The sequence below is a fragment of the Erwinia sp. HR93 genome, assembly GCF_034555055.1.
GTDB classification, from domain to species: domain Bacteria; phylum Pseudomonadota; class Gammaproteobacteria; order Enterobacterales; family Enterobacteriaceae; genus Apirhabdus; species Apirhabdus apintestini.
Genome location: NZ_JAXUDP010000001.1, coordinates 246,899 through 262,392 on the forward strand (window position 1 = coordinate 246,899; position 15,494 = coordinate 262,392).

Here is a 15,494-nt window from a genome sequence, read left to right on the forward strand (position 1 = left end):
TGGCAATCCTTGCAGGGCAGCGGTTCACACCGCCGCCGCTTGATACTATTCGCGTAACTTAATGACGAACGCCGTTATCGTCTTCGTCGATATCATCCTCGTTTTCTTCATCGCCATCTTCATCGTCCCCTTCAAAGTAGGTGCCCCAGCCGTCATACTCCACGCCAAATTTCTCAGCGAGAGTCATAAGCTGCTCAACCTGTGCGTCAATCAGTTCCGCATTCAGCGCACATTCGCTCAGCGCATCACAGCAGATAACGACGTCACCCTCTTCCACTTCCAGTTCTTCAGGCTCCGTTACTTCATAACCTAGCTTGAAGACTTCAACGGCCACCTTTTCCAGTGACTCAAAATCATCGGCAGAAAGATGATGCTCAATTGTATAGAGCGCGTCAGGATCGCTGCCGTCTTCGAGTAGTTCTTCGATAATCAGGCGCGTTTCTTCACGCTGTTCTTCCAGTAATTCAGGGTTCGCCATGATGCATTCCTCAGTGTGTGGCAGTTATCTTCATTTTCACACAGCGCCGGAATTGCCTCCACTCCCGCAGAAAAAGATTTTCCGCCTTGAAAATGAATAATTAGACGTATAAATTGAATTTTAATTCATTCAACTTTACTGCGAGAGAGAGAAGATGGCGCTCTATCAAAGGCACTTCCTGAGACTGCTCGATTCCACATCAGATCAACTGCATACAATGCTGGGCCTGGCGGCCAATTTAAAACAGGAAAAAAAATCCGGCGCGGAAACTCAGCGTCTGCGCGGAAAGAATATCGCCCTGATTTTCGAGAAAGACTCGACTCGCACCCGCTGCGCCTTCGAGGTCGCCGCAGCAGACCAGGGAGCTAGCGTCACCTGGATAGGGCCATCTGGCAGTCAAATTGGCCATAAAGAATCGATTAAAGATACCGCACGCGTTTTGGGCCGGATGTACGACGGTATTCAGTATCGGGGCTATAGCCAGACCATCGTTGAAACCCTCGCACGCTATGCGGGTGTGCCGGTGTGGAACGGCCTGACAAATGAATTTCATCCTACGCAGCTTTTAGCCGATCTGCTCACCATGCAGGAACACTTACCGGATAAACCGCTGCACAGCATGACGCTGGCGTATGTGGGCGATGCACGCAACAATATGGGCAACTCTATGCTTGAGGCCGCAGCGCTCGCTGGGCTGGATTTACGTCTGGTCGCGCCAAAAGCCTGCTGGCCGGAAGCAGCGCTGGTCGAACAGTGCCGGGAAATCGGCGCGCGCCGCGGCGCTAAAATCACGCTGACGGAAGATATCAGCGAGGGCGTAAAAGGCGCAGACTTTTTGTATACGGACGTGTGGGTATCGATGGGCGAAGCGAAAACCGTTTGGGCCGAGCGCATCGCATTATTGCGTCCTTATCAGGTCAATAAGGCCATGCTCACGTTAACGGGAAACCCAGAGGTAAAATTCCTGCACTGCCTGCTTTTCATGATGCTGAAACTACACTGGGCCAACAAATCGCCGACGAGTATCACTTTCCTGACGGCATAGAAGTCACTAACGAGGTTTTCGAATCGCCCCAGAGTATTGTGTTCGATCAGGCGGAAAATCGAATGCACACTATTAAAGCCGTTATGGTCGCGACGCTTACGCCGCTATAAGTGAAACAACAAAGCGAAATTCCTCGCCGCGCGCAGTACTCTGTTTTCTCGTAAGCCCGATTATAGCGCTAAAATTAGACAATAATCTCTTGTAACCACCCCGGGCATCCGTATAATGCCGAACGTTTTGCCGGGAGGAATCATGTTAGGTAACCACGAAACATGCAGTGTCTGTATTGGCCCGCATCGCAGCGGCAAGCGCTCTTTTTTCTCCCGTTATGCATCCCCCCTTTTTTTAGAAAGCCCCTCAATGAGGGGCTTTTTTTTGCCTCTCACTTTCCAACCGCCCGAAACAGGAGAACGCAATGGCTAACCCCCTTTATCGGCAACATATGATTTCGATAAACGATCTCGATCGCAGCACGCTCGAACTGGTGTTAAAGACGGCCACGATGCTAAAAGCCAACCCGCGCCCGGAGTTGCTCAAACACAAAGTCATCGCCAGCTGCTTTTTTGAGGCATCGACCCGCACCCGCCTTTCTTTTGAAACGGCAATCCATCGTCTGGGAGCAGCCGTCGTGGGATTTTCTGACAGTAGTAATACATCTCTTGGGAAAAAGGGGGAGACACTGGCGGATACCATGTCGGTTATCGGTACTTATGTTGACGCCATCGTGATGCGCCATCCTCAGGAAGGCGCCGCCCGGCTGGCCGCAGAGTTTTCCGGCGGCATCCCGGTTATTAATGCCGGCGATGGCGCCAATCAGCATCCTACCCAGACGCTGCTTGACCTATTTACTATTTATGAAACGCAAGGCCGCCTGGAAAACCTGAATATTGCCGTAGTCGGCGATTTAAAATATGGGCGAACCGTGCACTCACTGGTTCAGGCGCTGGCGAAATTCCCCGGGAATCGCTTCTGGTTTATCGCCCCGGATGCGCTGGCTATGCCGTCCTATATTCTGGATATGCTGGATGAGAAAGGCATAGCCTGGAGCCTGCATAACAATATTGAGTCCGTTCTCCCCGAGCTGGATATTTTATACATGACCCGGGTACAGAAAGAGCGCCTCGATCCCTCGGAGTACGCCAGCGTGAAGGCGCAATTCATTTTACGTGCGGCAAACTTAACCGGCGCCCGCCACAATATGAAGATTCTGCACCCTCTGCCCCGCATCGATGAAATCACCACCGATGTCGATGCCACGCCGCATGCCTGGTACTTTCAACAGGCAGGAAACGGTATCTATGCGCGCCAGGCGCTGCTGGCCCTTATTCTTACGCCGGAGTCGGCGCTACAGGAAGGAGCGGTCCAATGACACATGAAACGAAACTCCAGGTAGAAGCAATTAAGCGCGGTACCGTCATCGATCATATTCCCGCTCATACGGGTTTCACGCTACTGACGCGCTTTCGCCTTACTGAAACTCAAAACCGCATTACGATAGGCCTTAACTTGCCCTCTGCAGAGCTGGGGCGTAAAGATCTCATAAAACTCGAAAATACGTTTTTAACCGAACCCCAGGTGAATCAACTGGCACTTTATGCGCCACAGGCGACGGTTAATCACATTGATAATTATGAAGTTGTCGCGAAAAGCCGCCCTGCGTTGCCCGAGCGTATTGACGGCGTACTTACGTGCCCAAATGGAAATTGTATTAGCCGCAATGAGCCCGTTGCATCCAGTTTTAATATCAGAATGCGATCGGACACGGTTGTGCTGAAGTGCAAATACTGCGAAAAAGAGTTTGCACATCATGTGGTTCTTGCCGGCTAAGCCGCTGGCAATGCAACAGAGCCGCCTTATAATGGCAAATAACATCTATCGCTATTAATTAAACTTCAGGAGAAATTATGTCTCGCGAAATCAAAACGGAACGCGCCCCTGCCGCCATTGGCCCTTATGTCCAGGGCGTCGATCTTGGCAATATCGTGATGACCTCAGGCCAAATCCCTGTATGCCCAAAAACAGGTAGCGTCGCAGAAGACGTCACCGCTCAGGCGCGCCAGTCGCTGGAAAATGTAAAAGCCGTAATTGAAGCCTCCGGCCTGAAGGTGAGTGATATTGTTAAAACCACCGTTTTTGTGAAAGATCTTAATGACTTCGCAGCCGTTAACGCGACGTATGAAGCCTTCTTCACTGAGCATCAGGCCGCATTCCCTGCACGCTCGTGCGTTGAAGTCGCACGCCTGCCAAAAGATGTCAAAATCGAAATAGAAGCTATTGCTGTACGCCGCTAGCGACCTCGCCGCGGCTATGTCGCCGCGGCGCATTGCGCAACGCCTGCGCGTTAGCGAGCGCTGGCGCGCAGCAATTTTTCCAGCGGATACACTGCGGTAATGACAACTTCATCCCGCACGAGTGCGGCGTCATCCAGTTTTTTCTGCCAGTTTTGGCGCTCTGTGTCGCTTAGCTTCCCTTGCTTCGCCACTAGCTCGGTAAGACGAATACCTAATTCCGCCAGCCACTCCACGTCTTCAGCTACCGGTCTTAACGCTTTAAGACGATAGTTGCCATCAATTATCGACAGCACATCTTCCGTATTTCGCTGCCAGCGACGAAACAGATGGTGTAATTCAGCGGCGTTTTGCCCCTCTTTTGGAGAGGCTATTAGCGCATCAACCCATTTATCCATCTGACGTACCGTGAGGCTTTCCGCCGGCAGCACATCGGCCAGACGGTTAAGCGGTTCGAACTGATGATAATTGCCGGCGCGGTATTTTAAGTGCTGGCGCGTGTAATATTGCGCAGGCTCCAGCGCCTGAGAGAATATTTGCAGCGGCAACACCTCACTGCTTCCCGCCAGGCGCATCATTTGCCCCAGGCTCTGCATATGCTGCTGCAAGCCAACGGAATAGGTAGACCAAGCGTCTACGCTGTCCAGCCGCTGATACATATTGTCGACATCATTGACATCCTGAGCTGACCATAGCCGCTCGGCAACGGCAAACATGCGCGGCCACAGTTTAATATCCATCAGCGGCGCCACTACATTTTCCGACCACAGCGCCGCTTCCCCTCCCAGTATCTGGCGTTCACTGTTTTTACCCGGCTCCGCTACTTTTAGCGCTGCCGGCACTTTCGACAACTTTTTGCCGCTAACGGGATAACGCGTATTGCCTACTAAAAAGTAACCGCTTAATTCGCTGCTTTTCACAGAGACGACCGGTCGGGTGTCGCCCATCCAGGTATCTACGCTAAATGTCACCTGCCGGCTATCCAACCAGCGAATATCTCGCACAGCGCGGCGCGGTTTCCCCTGAAAATCAATAAACCCGCGCCATTGGCCGTTACGCCCGGCAATCAGCGTAAAGCTTCCCTCAATCGGGTCGCCCTTGAGCCTCGGCATAGTAAAATGCCAACTTTGCGCGCTTTCCGCTTTCCCGGGCGGGGATGTGTCCGGCTGAGTTGTAGGTAAAACCTCATTCCGATAGTGGTACGCCGTTGATTGCGGTTGATCCACATAGAACCCAGCGGAAAGAATTCCCTGATAGCCAGCCCCCACTATTTTTCCCAGAGTATCCTGCCCTTGCCATGACTGTATGAGGATGGTTTTCGGTAATGACGGATTGAGTATTTCATCCCACCCCATCATCCGACGCTGATGCTTTTCCAGCACTTTTTCCAGACGCTGATTAAACCAGGCCTGTAACGCTTTACCGTTTTTGAGTTTATGCTGGTGCATAAATGCCTGAATGTTCGGGTTAGTGTCCCACTGCGTAGTATCCACTTCATCACCGCCGATATGGATCCACGGATCGGGAAAAATAGAAGTGACCTCTTCAATCAACACATTGACGAACTCCCAGGTCACCTGACGCGTAGGATCAAGTACGGGTTTCAGTACGCCCCATTCGCGTGCCATTGAATAAGGCCCTGGCGCGCTCATAATTTCGGGATAGGCCACGGCTATCGCCGAGGCGTGGCCGGGCATATCGATTTCTGGCACAACGCGAATACCGCGCTGGGCCGCGTAGCGGACAACCTCGCGCATTTGCGCCTGGGTATAAAACTGCTCATCGCTCGCCGCGTGCTGAAGGCGAGGATAATGTGTCGAAGCGAAACGCCATCCCTGATCGTCAGTCAGATGCCAGTGAAGGACATTGAGCTTTGCCGCCGCCATCCCATCAATCTGGCGTAAGATATCATCAACCGGAATAAAATGGCGTGCAGAATCAAGGAGTAACCCGCGCCATGAAAACCGAGGCGCATCTTCGATAGAGACAAAAGGTATCGCTACCTGCTGCGCATCGGCCCGGATCAGTTGCAACAGCGTTTCCATACCGCGTATAGCGCCGAAGCGGGTTTTCGCCTGTAACTTTACGCCTTCTGCCGTAACGCTAAGACGGTAGCTCTCATCGCTGTCAGGCTGCGGTAACGCATCCACTTTTTGTTCAATAATGATGTTTATTGTGGGCCGCTGCGGCTCATCCGACTGCGGTTTTAATACCCATCCCGTTTGCCTGGCGATACGCTCACGCCACAAATCAAGCGTATCGGGCATTCTGTCGCCCTGCACCCTGATTGAGATTTCATTGCTAAGCGGCAGATATCCTTCACCGGAGAGGCGCTCAACGCGCTGCGGCCATGGCATTAACGGTAAATCTCCGGCGGGCGCGGCCTGAACTGACAGGCTGACGATTAGCCCTGCCCCCAGAACGATACAGCGCGCTGTTTTTCTCATTCCAATTTCCTTCTGTAAAACGGCAAGCGGAGATAAAAGCTCCCTTGGTTAACATGAGAAAAAAAACAGAGCAAGTGTAAACGCACATCCTGCACCGAATCTGGCGGTCTATCCTTAAGGGCGCGATAGCGATCACACGTTAGCGCATTCTATTACCGGCAGCGCCAGCGTACTAAGTTGCTGTAAACGCGCCATCCACTGAGCAATTCCTCCAGATAATTTTTCATCGGTCAAATGATTGGCCCCCTGGATAAGCGAAGGGTGTTGCCACACCATGCCAGTCAGGTTCACCATCGCTTTAAACGGCAGGAAAAAATCCTCAATCGGCCAGTGGTTATATCCCGACGCCGAATAAGCCTGTTCATCTCCCCCTGTCGAGATCATCAACATAAAAGGTTTCCCGTGAAGCCGGTCTCCCGTGCTGCCGTAGGCAAAGCCGTGCTCCAGTACTTTGTCCTGCCATTCTTTAAGGATTGCAGGCGTGCTATACCACCAGAACGGAAATAGCATCACAACAATATCGTGTTCTGTCAGCAAACGTTGCTCACGTTTCACATCAATGGAGAAATCCGGATACTCACGCGCTAGTTCGTGAACGTGCACATTCTCTAGCCCCCGAAATGCTTCGATAGCGGCAGCGCTAATGTGGGAATGCGCAAGGTCCTGATGGCCAGATAACACCAGAATACGATTCATAAAAAACTCCATTATTGTCGATAAACGATGTGCTTATCATTCCACTTTCCAAGGCCAACCTGTAGTATCAGCATTGTTACATCTGTTTCAACTAAGAGTTAAAGCATGTTTACGACAACGGATTTCCACCGGCTGCTTCCTACATTTTTAGCTGCGGCAGACTGCCAAAATTTTTCCGCCGCGGCGCGCCAGCTTGGCATTACGCCCGCCGCCGTGAGTAAAAATGTGCGCCGGCTGGAACAACGCCTCAATATGGTGCTGTTTCGACGTAATACGCACTATGTCGTTCTGACCGAGGAGGGCATGCGCCTGCGCGATCAAATCGCGCCGCTCTGGCGGGCACTGGAACAGACGCTGGAAAATCCACACGATACGGTACCCACTGGCGTAGTTCGCGTGAGCGTAATCCCCGGTTTCGCTCGATATCGCCTTTTGCCTCTCCTTAATGAGTTCCAGCGCCGCTGGCCGCTGGTGCGTCTGGATTTGTCGCTGGAACCTCGCCCGGTAAACCTGCCAGGCGATCGTATCGATGTTGCCATTGGCATGCAGACCTCCAGCGGAAACCGTATTGTCATGCGTGAAATTCAGTCGACGCGTATGCTCATCGCCGCCTCGCCGGCCTATTTAGCGCAATATGGCGCTCCGCAAACGCCAGCCGATTTAGCGAAGCACCGCTGCCTGAGATTTCGTAACGCCGATACCGGGCGGCTCCAACCCTGGCTGAGCCGGGAAACGGAAGATGAACTACCCGAGCCCTGGCTTATCAGTAACCATCCTGACGCTCTACTCGACGCTGCGCTCAATGGCATGGGAATTGTGTGCTTATCCGACTGGTATCTGGAATCGTTGTTTCGCCAGGAGGCAATGACGCCCGTTTTGCAAAATTACTGGGCCGCCCCGCGAACAATGTGGGTGAAATACGCGGGGCATAAACTGGCACCGCGCACCCGCGTCTTTGTCGACTTTTTACTCGAAAATTTTAAAAAATAACCGGTCAGTTTTTTCAGTATTTTCTAATCTTTTTATTCAGCCCCCGTCGCTTAAGGCACACAGGATTTACTTTGTTCTGAATCAAAAAAACAGTAAACATCTTTGATGGCAATCACTATATGTAGACACTAGAATATATAAAAACCCAACATATTGTACTTATCAGCGTTGCTCTGCCGTATCGCGTTACTTACCCAGGAATGAGACGTAGATAACCTGCGTTAGCGTAAGTAAGTGACTAATTGCACTTAGTAAATGTACGAAGGCAGATTTGGCCCGCTGTAAATAATCTGTATTTAACGGAGAAATTATGACGCCGCACGTGATGAAACGGGACGGATGTAAAGTGTTTTTCGCTCCTGAGCGCATTAAAGAAGCGATACTTCGCGCCGCTAAAGCCGCAGGTATCGAGGATGCCGATTACTGTGCGACCGTCTCGGAAATCGTCAGCAGCCAAATGCAGGACAAGGAACAGGTAGATATCAACGATATCCAAATCGCCGTTGAAAACCAGCTTATGGCTGGCCCGTACAAAAACCTGGCGCGCGCTTATATTGAATATCGCCACGACAGAGACCTTGCGCGCGAAAAACGCGGGCGTCTGAATCAGGAAATCCGCGGTCTGGTTGAGCAAACAAATGCCGCGTTACTCAATGAAAACGCCAATAAAGATAGTAAAGTGATTCCCACGCAGCGCGATCTGCTAGCCGGTATCGTCGCCAAGCACTATGCACGCCAGCATATGCTGCCGCGTGACGTCGTGCAGGCGCACGAACGCGGAGAGATCCATTATCACGATCTCGATTACGCGCCGTTCTTCCCCATGTTTAACTGCATGCTTATTGATTTAAAAGGGATGCTTACCCACGGCTTCAAAATGGGCAATGCAGAAATTGAGCCGCCAAAATCTATCTCAACGGCGACGGCGGTTACCGCGCAAATTATCGCTCAGGTAGCAAGCCATATATATGGCGGCACGACTATCAACCGTATTGATGAAGTTCTGGCGCCCTTCGTGAGCGCGAGCTTTAACAAACATCGGGAGATCGCTGCCCAATGGGAAATTCCTAACGCAGAAGAGTATGCGCGCTCGCGTACAGAAAAAGAGTGCTACGACGCTTTTCAGTCACTGGAGTACGAAGTCAATACGCTGCACACCGCGAATGGCCAAACGCCGTTCGTAACGTTTGGATTTGGGCTGGGTACCAGCTGGGAATCGCGCCTCATTCAAACCTCTATTTTACGGAATCGCATCGCAGGGCTTGGGAAAAACCGTAAAACCGCCGTTTTCCCCAAGCTGGTATTCGCTATTCGGGATGGCCTGAATCATAAACTGGGCGATCCAAATTACGATATCAAGCAACTGGCCCTGGAATGCGCCAGTAAGCGTATGTACCCGGATATCCTGAATTATGACCAGGTTGTAAAAGTGACGGGATCGTTTAAAACCCCGATGGGCTGTCGAAGCTTCCTGGGTGTATATGAGGAAAACGGCGAGCAAATCCACGATGGGCGTAACAATATCGGTGTGATTAGCCTTAATTTGCCGCGCATCGCGATAGAATCTAAAGGCGATGAACAACGGTTTTATACGCTGCTGGATGAACGTTTACGCCTGGCGAAAAAAGCATTGATGACGCGTATCGCAAGGCTGGAAGGCGTAAAAGCGCGCGTAGCGCCGATCCTGTATATGGAAGGTGCCTGCGGCGTGCGGCTACAACCTGATGATAACATAGCGGATATTTTTAAGAATGGCAGAGCGTCTATCTCTCTGGGCTATATTGGCATTCATGAAACTATCAATGCCCTTTATGGCGGGCAGCACGTTTTCGATAACGCGACGCTGCGCAATAAAGCGCTGGCTATCGTCAAACGATTGCGTGATGCAGTTGAAGCCTGGAAAGAGGAAACCGGTTACGGTTTCAGCCTTTACAGCACGCCCAGCGAAAATCTGTGCGATCGTTTCTGTCGCCTTGATACCTCAGAGTTCGGCGTTATTCCCGGCGTAACCGAAAAAGGCTACTACACTAACAGCTTCCATTTGGACGTTGAGAAAAAGGTGAACCCTTACGATAAGCTGGATTTTGAGGCGTCCTATCCTCCACTCGCGAATGGCGGTTTTATCTGTTACGGCGAATATCCTAATCTCCAGCATAACCTCAAAGCGCTGGAAGATGTTTGGGACTATAGCTATCAGCACGTGCCGTATTACGGAACCAATACGCCTATTGATGAATGCTACGAGTGCGGTTTTACCGGCGAATTCGAATGTACCAGTAAAGGTTTCACCTGCCCTAAGTGCGGTAATCACGATGCTTCGCGTGTTTCAGTCACGCGCCGCGTGTGCGGCTATCTCGGTAGCCCGGATGCCCGGCCTTTTAACGCAGGTAAACAAGAAGAAGTTAAGCGTCGCGTGAAGCACATGGATAACGGGCAACTGGGATAACCCTCCCGATAAAAAGCAGGCTCTCGGGCTTAGGATATACCACCGGGAGCAGGCTGCTAAATCGTCCCGACGCTTTGTGAGAAAGGGAAAGGAGCGAATATGAACTATCATCAATATTATCCGGTCGACGTTATCAATGGGCCGGGAACCCGCTGTACGCTGTTTGTCTCGGGCTGTGTTCACGAATGCCCAGGATGCTACAACAAAAGCACCTGGCGAGTTAATTCAGGCAAACCTTTTACCGACGCAGTGGCAGATCGGATCATTGCCGATTTGAATGATACGCGCATCAAACGCCAGGGATTATCCTTATCCGGTGGCGATCCGCTGCATCCGCAAAACGTTCCCGCTATTTTGCGATTGGTGCAGCGCGTACGCGCGGAATGCGTTGGTAAAGATATTTGGGTATGGACAGGCTATCGTCTGGATGAACTTAATTCAGAACAATTACAGGTTCTGGAGTACATCAATGTCCTCATAGACGGGAAGTTTATGCAGGATCTAAAAAATCCCTCACTTATCTGGCGCGGCAGCAGCAATCAGGTAATTCACCATTTACACTGATGTTCTCTACCTGGAACTGGCTCCGGCGCGTACGGTACACCCTGCGGGAATCCCCTCTTTTATTCAGATTGTTCTCCCGCAGTGTAAACGCTTTACTTATTTATTACATGCCGCACGCGGTAAGTTAATCCCGCGGTTTGCCTGAAAGCATCCCTGCCCATAACGCTTCGTTTCCCGGATAAGCTCACACACCGACCGCCGATTACCCTTACCGCTGAAAGTTACTGCGAGTGTTCCATTATTGATAAACAGGCAGCATATTCAGGCTGGACAGCACGTGCACCAATGCATTGCCAATGCCAAAGATGAGAATTAGTAGCAGCATCCCTTTTCCACCCCATACCCGATAGCGCGGGCTGCCAAAACGGCGACGGGAAGCCCGGGCTAATAGCGCAGGAACTATTGCGGCCCACACTGTGGCGGCTAACCCGGCATAACCAATCGCATAGAGGAAGCCGTTAGGCCACAGTAGCCCGCCAATTACCGGCGGGAGAAAAGTGATAGACGCGGTTTTCAGGCGCCCCAGAGCAGAATCATCAAAGCCAAACAGATCGGCAAGGTAATCAAATAACCCGAGCGTTACACCCAGGAACGAACTGGCGACGGCAAAGTTCGAAAAAACAATTAGCAGCACATTAAGCGATCGGCTGTGTAGGACGCCGCTGAGCGACTGCACCAACACATCGATATTGCCGCCCTTTTGGGCTATGGCAATAAAATCACGGCGCGGCAGGTTTCCCATTGTGCCCAGCAACCAGATGATATAGAGCCCCAGCGCCATGAGTGTCCCCCAAAACAGGCAGCGGATAATGGTACGCGGCTCGCGGCCATAATACTTCATCAGGCTAGGTACATTGCCGTGATAGCCAAAAGACGCCAGGCAAAAAGGCAGCGTCATCAGGAGATAGGGAGAGTACTGTGGATTTACTTCAGTGAGGTTAAATAGCGTGGCAGGTTTCACATGACTTAGCAGGCTGCCAAAGGTTAGAAAAAATGTAATCACCTTCGCGCCAAGAACAACCGCAGTCATGCGGCTTACGGCTTTGGTGCTAATCCAGACAATGATGGCCACTAACAGCGCAAACAGGGTTCCAGCAAGACGAGCAGGGATACCAAATGCCAGCTCATGCAGGGTGTGATGCAAAATAGAGCCGCTGGCTGAAATATAAGCATAGGTAAGAATATACAGCACAAATGCGATCGAAATGCCGTTAATGACATTCCAGTTACGCCCTAGCAGATCGCGCGTCATCGTGTCAAAACTGGCGCCCGGCGTATAATTTAAATTCGCTTCCAGAATCATTAAACCGGAATGCAACATGCAAAACCACGTGAAAATCAGGGCAGCCAGAGACCAAAAAAACCACGCGCCTGACATGACGACCGGTAAAGAGAACATTCCTGCCCCAATGATGGTTCCACCGATAATCATTACGCCCCCTAATATCGAAGGATTAGGACGAGGCACGCAGTAAGCTGACATAAACAAATATCCTTAAAGTAATAATAATTGGGCGAAGTGCAATATTGTACCAGTACATGAGTACAAAAGGGATAAAAAAAACCCCAATCAACGATCGGGGTTTTGTACCATAAACGTTACAACCGATTAGGCATCGCCAAAACGTCGACGGCCGGTGCTGTTATCGTCCCGACGCGGACCACGGCCGCCTTCGCGGCGCTCACCGGAAAAACGACGACCTTCACCGCCGCCGCGACGCTCGTTATTACTGAAGTTACGTCCCCCACCGCTGCGACGTTCGCCACGCGGCTGTGCATCACCCAATAGTTGCATATTCATCGGTTTATTCAGAATACGCGTACGAGTGAAATGCTGTAACACATCGCCTGGCATACCTTTCGGTAGCTCGATTGTCGAATGGGAAGCAAACAGCTTGATATTACCAATGTAACGGCTGCTGATATCCCCTTCGTTGGCGATGGCGCCAACGATGTGGCGAACTTCCACGCCATCATCGCGACCTACTTCAATACGGTACAATTCCATTTCACCAGCGCTGCGACGCTCACGACGCGGGCGCTCGCTGCGATTCTGGCTCTCATCACGCTCGCGGAACTCACGGCGCGGACGACGCTCAACTACCGGATCCGGCGGCAGAATAAGAGTGCGTTCGCCCTGCGCCATTTTCAGCAGCGCGGCAGCCAGCATCTCCATTTCAGACTCGCCTTCTGGCTGGATCTTCGCCAGCAGAGCGCGATATTGCTCCAGATCGCTGCTTTCAAGCTGCTGCTGGACGCGACCGGCAAATTTTGCCAGACGGCGCTGACTCAGCAGTTCTGCGTTTGGCAGCTCGACCTCAGGGATGGTTAGCTTCATTGTACGCTCGATATTGCGCAGCAGCCGGCGCTCACGGTTCTCGACGAACAGAAGTGCACGCCCGGCGCGCCCCGCACGGCCGGTACGCCCAATACGGTGAACGTAGGATTCGGCATCCATCGGGATATCGTAGTTAACGACCAGGCTGATGCGATCAACATCCAGGCCGCGTGCAGCAACATCGGTAGCAATCAGAATATCCAGACGCCCATTTTTTAAGCGTTCCAGCGTCTGCTCACGCAGCGCCTGGTTCATATAGCCGTTTAATGCGGCGCTGTTGTAACCATTACGTTCCAGCGCTTCCGCCACTTCCAGCGTCGCGTTTTTAGTGCGCACAAAAATAATTGCCGCATCAAAATCTTCTGCTTCGAGGAAACGCACCAGCGCTTCATTTTTACGCATTCCCCAGACAGTCCAGTAACTCTGGCTGATATCAGGGCGCGTATTGATACTCGTCTGGATGCGCACTTCTTGCGGATCCTTCATAAAGCGACGAGTGATACGGCGGATAGCTTCCGGCATCGTTGCGGAAAATAGCGCAGTTTGATGCCCCTCAGGGATTTGCGCCATGATGTTTTCAACATCTTCAATGAAGCCCATGCGCAGCATTTCATCGGCTTCATCCAATACCAGACCGCTCAGATTAGAGAGATCCAGCGTTCCGCGTTTCAGATGATCAAGCAGACGACCCGGTGTTCCCACAACGATTTGTGGACCCTGACGCAGCGCGCGTAGCTGTACGTCATAACGCTGGCCGCCATAAAGCGCCACCACCTGTACACCGCGCATATGTTTAGAGAAATCGTTGCACGCCTCAGCGACCTGAACGGCTAGTTCACGCGTCGGCGCCAGCACCAGAAGCTGCGGTGCGCGCAGATCCGGGTCGATATTATTCAGCAGCGGCAAAGAGAACGCCGCCGTTTTGCCACTACCGGTCTGTGCCATACCCAGTACATCTCGCCCTTCCAGTAAATGTGGAATACAGGCGGCCTGAATCGGAGAGGGCTTTTCATAGCCCAAATCATTCAGAGCGGTAAGGATGGAGGTTTTCAGACCCAGATCGGCGAAAGTGGTTTCGATATCAGCCATGTAGTACGTGTGCCTCAATATTCTTGGCGGCCAGTCTACATAACTCAATATGAAAATATTCGGCAATTTTCATTAAAAAGTGTGAACCGGCTCAAATTAGATGGATTAACAAACAAAAACGCCCTCACCCGTAAAGATGATGACTTACAAAAGTTATGGGCTGAAAATGTTCGTCAGCTATTGCTGGTCCGATTCTGCCAGGTCATCTTGCCCCTGGCCCAAGAGCGCTAACTCCAACAATGCATAACGGTGCTCAACGAAGTTATGTACGTTGTTGGCGACCGCTAACTTAAACAGCGCCGTAGCACTGTTCTTATCCCCCAGACTTAGGTAGTACTTACCTAAATAGAAGTTGGTTTCACTGAGATGTTCAGCGAGCGAAGTGTTATCCGTTGCGTCTGCCTTCAGGCGATCCATCAGCGTGTTTTCGCTGATATGGCCAAGGTAGAATTCGACGATGTTCCATCCCCACTGCGACTTATCCGATTTGTCATAACGCTGCTGAAGCAGCATCTTCGCCTGTTTCTCATTTAGCTTGCTTTCAGCAAGCCAGAGCCACAGGCATCGGAAAGGATCATTGAGATCGTCTTGATAAAACGCCAGCAGATCATCTTGCGCTAACCGGTAACGGCCTCCGTAATAGAGAGCGATACCGCGATTTAAATGCGCGTAGTTATAAGTTGGATCAAGCTCAAGTACAGAATCAAACGCTTCATAGGCAGCATCAAAGTTGCCTGCCTGCGTTAAATAAATGCCTAAGTAATTGAAAACCTCAGGCATATCTGGGCGAATCGCCAGCGCTTGTGAAAAATCATTTCGCGCCAGTGCTCGCAAACCAAGACTATCATACAACACTCCGCGCTCATATAAAAGCTGAGCGCGTTCATCATCGGTTAAAGCCCGACTGGCGAGAATCTGTTCCATACGCGCCAGAATCACCTCCTGCTGGAGGGTCGGCTGCAATGGTACGGCCAGAACTTCATTCTTACGCCATGCAGAGTTGCCGCATCCTGCCAACGTCAGTGCCGTCGCAACGAGACACCAGCGCAAAAAAGGCTTCATTTCCTACTCCCGAAGACAACGATTGAATGACGTCCTGTCACCGGTTGCGAT

13 protein-coding genes and 1 pseudogene are annotated in these 15,494 nt (G+C 51.5%); 7 read left to right on the forward strand and 7 right to left on the reverse strand.

Annotated elements, in window-relative coordinates; all coding sequences use genetic code 11:
* Positions 1–58: 58 nt before the first annotated feature.
* Positions 59–478 carry a ribonuclease E inhibitor RraB gene (rraB, locus tag SFA31_RS01165; protein WP_322836346.1) on the reverse strand — a complete coding sequence of 140 codons (420 nt, stop codon included), beginning with the start codon at positions 476–478 and terminating at the stop codon, positions 59–61.
* A gap of 154 nt (positions 479–632) precedes the next feature.
* On the opposite strand from rraB, the pseudogene argF reads away from it, so the two are divergent.
* The 4 genes and pseudogenes from argF to ridA all read left to right on the forward strand — a co-directional run bounded on the left by argF (position 633) and on the right by ridA (position 3,814).
* Positions 633–1,633: pseudogene (argF, locus tag SFA31_RS01170) on the forward strand (ornithine carbamoyltransferase).
* Positions 1,634–1,938: 305 nt separating this feature from the next.
* Positions 1,939–2,892 carry an aspartate carbamoyltransferase gene (pyrB, locus tag SFA31_RS01175; protein ID WP_322836347.1) on the forward strand — a complete coding sequence of 318 codons (954 nt, stop codon included), beginning with the start codon at positions 1,939–1,941 and terminating at the stop codon, positions 2,890–2,892.
* Positions 2,889–3,350, forward strand: coding sequence for an aspartate carbamoyltransferase regulatory subunit (gene pyrI / locus SFA31_RS01180; protein WP_322836348.1), 462 nt, complete (start codon positions 2,889–2,891; stop codon positions 3,348–3,350). The genes pyrB and pyrI overlap by 4 nt, the downstream gene beginning before the upstream one ends.
* A 77-nt stretch (positions 3,351–3,427) precedes the next feature.
* Entirely contained in the window at positions 3,428–3,814 is a 387-nt protein-coding gene (gene ridA, locus SFA31_RS01185) for a 2-iminobutanoate/2-iminopropanoate deaminase (protein WP_322836349.1), read from the forward strand.
* Between the two features lie 50 nt (positions 3,815–3,864).
* On the opposite strand, the gene SFA31_RS01190 is transcribed toward ridA, so the two are convergent.
* Both SFA31_RS01190 and SFA31_RS01195 read right to left on the reverse strand, forming a co-directional pair.
* A complete protein-coding gene (locus tag SFA31_RS01190; protein ID WP_322836350.1) occupies positions 3,865–6,258 on the reverse strand; it encodes a beta-N-acetylhexosaminidase in 2,394 nt (797 codons plus the stop codon).
* A 132-nt stretch (positions 6,259–6,390) separates the two neighbouring features.
* Positions 6,391–6,954, reverse strand: coding sequence for an NAD(P)H-dependent oxidoreductase (locus tag SFA31_RS01195; RefSeq protein WP_322836351.1), 564 nt, complete (start codon positions 6,952–6,954; stop codon positions 6,391–6,393).
* Between the two features lie 105 nt (positions 6,955–7,059).
* Here SFA31_RS01195 and SFA31_RS01200 point away from each other — a divergent pair, with 105 nt between their 5' ends.
* The 3 genes from SFA31_RS01200 (at position 7,060) to nrdG (ending at position 10,954) form a co-directional block, all read left to right on the forward strand.
* On the forward strand, positions 7,060–7,944 hold the full coding sequence (locus SFA31_RS01200; RefSeq protein ID WP_322836352.1) for a LysR family transcriptional regulator: 885 nt from the start codon (positions 7,060–7,062) through the stop codon (positions 7,942–7,944).
* A 310-nt stretch (positions 7,945–8,254) separates the two neighbouring features.
* Entirely contained in the window at positions 8,255–10,390 is a 2,136-nt protein-coding gene (gene nrdD / locus SFA31_RS01205) for an anaerobic ribonucleoside-triphosphate reductase (RefSeq protein WP_322836353.1), read from the forward strand.
* Positions 10,391–10,489: 99 nt separating this feature from the next.
* Positions 10,490–10,954: an anaerobic ribonucleoside-triphosphate reductase-activating protein gene (gene nrdG, locus SFA31_RS01210; protein WP_322836354.1), complete on the forward strand. Its 465-nt coding sequence runs from the start codon at positions 10,490–10,492 to the stop codon at positions 10,952–10,954.
* 238 nt (positions 10,955–11,192) lie between these two features.
* On the opposite strand, the gene mtr is transcribed toward nrdG, so the two are convergent.
* From mtr to nlpI, 4 genes are all read right to left on the reverse strand, one after another.
* Complete coding sequence (mtr, locus tag SFA31_RS01215; protein ID WP_322836355.1) at positions 11,193–12,437, reverse strand: tryptophan permease; 1,245 nt, start codon at positions 12,435–12,437, stop codon at positions 11,193–11,195.
* A 126-nt stretch (positions 12,438–12,563) separates the two neighbouring features.
* Positions 12,564–14,381: a DEAD/DEAH family ATP-dependent RNA helicase gene (locus SFA31_RS01220; RefSeq protein WP_322836356.1), complete on the reverse strand. Its 1,818-nt coding sequence runs from the start codon at positions 14,379–14,381 to the stop codon at positions 12,564–12,566.
* Complete coding sequence (gene yrbN / locus SFA31_RS01225; protein ID WP_322839268.1) at positions 14,374–14,454, reverse strand: protein YrbN; 81 nt, start codon at positions 14,452–14,454, stop codon at positions 14,374–14,376. The genes SFA31_RS01220 and yrbN overlap by 8 nt, the downstream gene beginning before the upstream one ends.
* Positions 14,455–14,558: 104 nt before the next feature.
* Positions 14,559–15,443, reverse strand: a complete 885-nt coding sequence (gene nlpI / locus SFA31_RS01230; RefSeq protein WP_322836357.1) for a lipoprotein NlpI — start codon at positions 15,441–15,443, stop codon at positions 14,559–14,561.
* Between the last annotated feature and the right edge of the window lie 51 nt (positions 15,444–15,494).

Bases quoted from the DNA above. Each gene is read 5' to 3' on its own strand.
- yrbN (WP_322839268.1), bottom strand. From the start codon at position 14,454: ATGAAAATTGCCGAATATTTTCATATTGAGTTATGTAGACTGGCCGCC.
- SFA31_RS01190 (WP_322836350.1), bottom strand. From the start codon at position 6,258: ATGAGAAAAACAGCGCGCTGTATCGTTCTGGGGGCAGGGCTAATCGTC.
- nrdG (WP_322836354.1), top strand. From the start codon at position 10,490: ATGAACTATCATCAATATTATCCGGTCGACGTTATCAATGGGCCGGGA.
- pyrB (WP_322836347.1), top strand. From the start codon at position 1,939: ATGGCTAACCCCCTTTATCGGCAACATATGATTTCGATAAACGATCTC.
- ridA (WP_322836349.1), top strand. From the start codon at position 3,428: ATGTCTCGCGAAATCAAAACGGAACGCGCCCCTGCCGCCATTGGCCCT.
- SFA31_RS01195 (WP_322836351.1), bottom strand. From the start codon at position 6,954: ATGAATCGTATTCTGGTGTTATCTGGCCATCAGGACCTTGCGCATTCC.
- SFA31_RS01200 (WP_322836352.1), top strand. From the start codon at position 7,060: ATGTTTACGACAACGGATTTCCACCGGCTGCTTCCTACATTTTTAGCT.
- rraB (WP_322836346.1), bottom strand. From the start codon at position 478: ATGGCGAACCCTGAATTACTGGAAGAACAGCGTGAAGAAACGCGCCTG.
- nlpI (WP_322836357.1), bottom strand. From the start codon at position 15,443: ATGAAGCCTTTTTTGCGCTGGTGTCTCGTTGCGACGGCACTGACGTTG.
- pyrI (WP_322836348.1), top strand. From the start codon at position 2,889: ATGACACATGAAACGAAACTCCAGGTAGAAGCAATTAAGCGCGGTACC.
- mtr (WP_322836355.1), bottom strand. From the start codon at position 12,437: ATGTCAGCTTACTGCGTGCCTCGTCCTAATCCTTCGATATTAGGGGGC.
- SFA31_RS01220 (WP_322836356.1), bottom strand. From the start codon at position 14,381: ATGGCTGATATCGAAACCACTTTCGCCGATCTGGGTCTGAAAACCTCC.
- nrdD (WP_322836353.1), top strand. From the start codon at position 8,255: ATGACGCCGCACGTGATGAAACGGGACGGATGTAAAGTGTTTTTCGCT.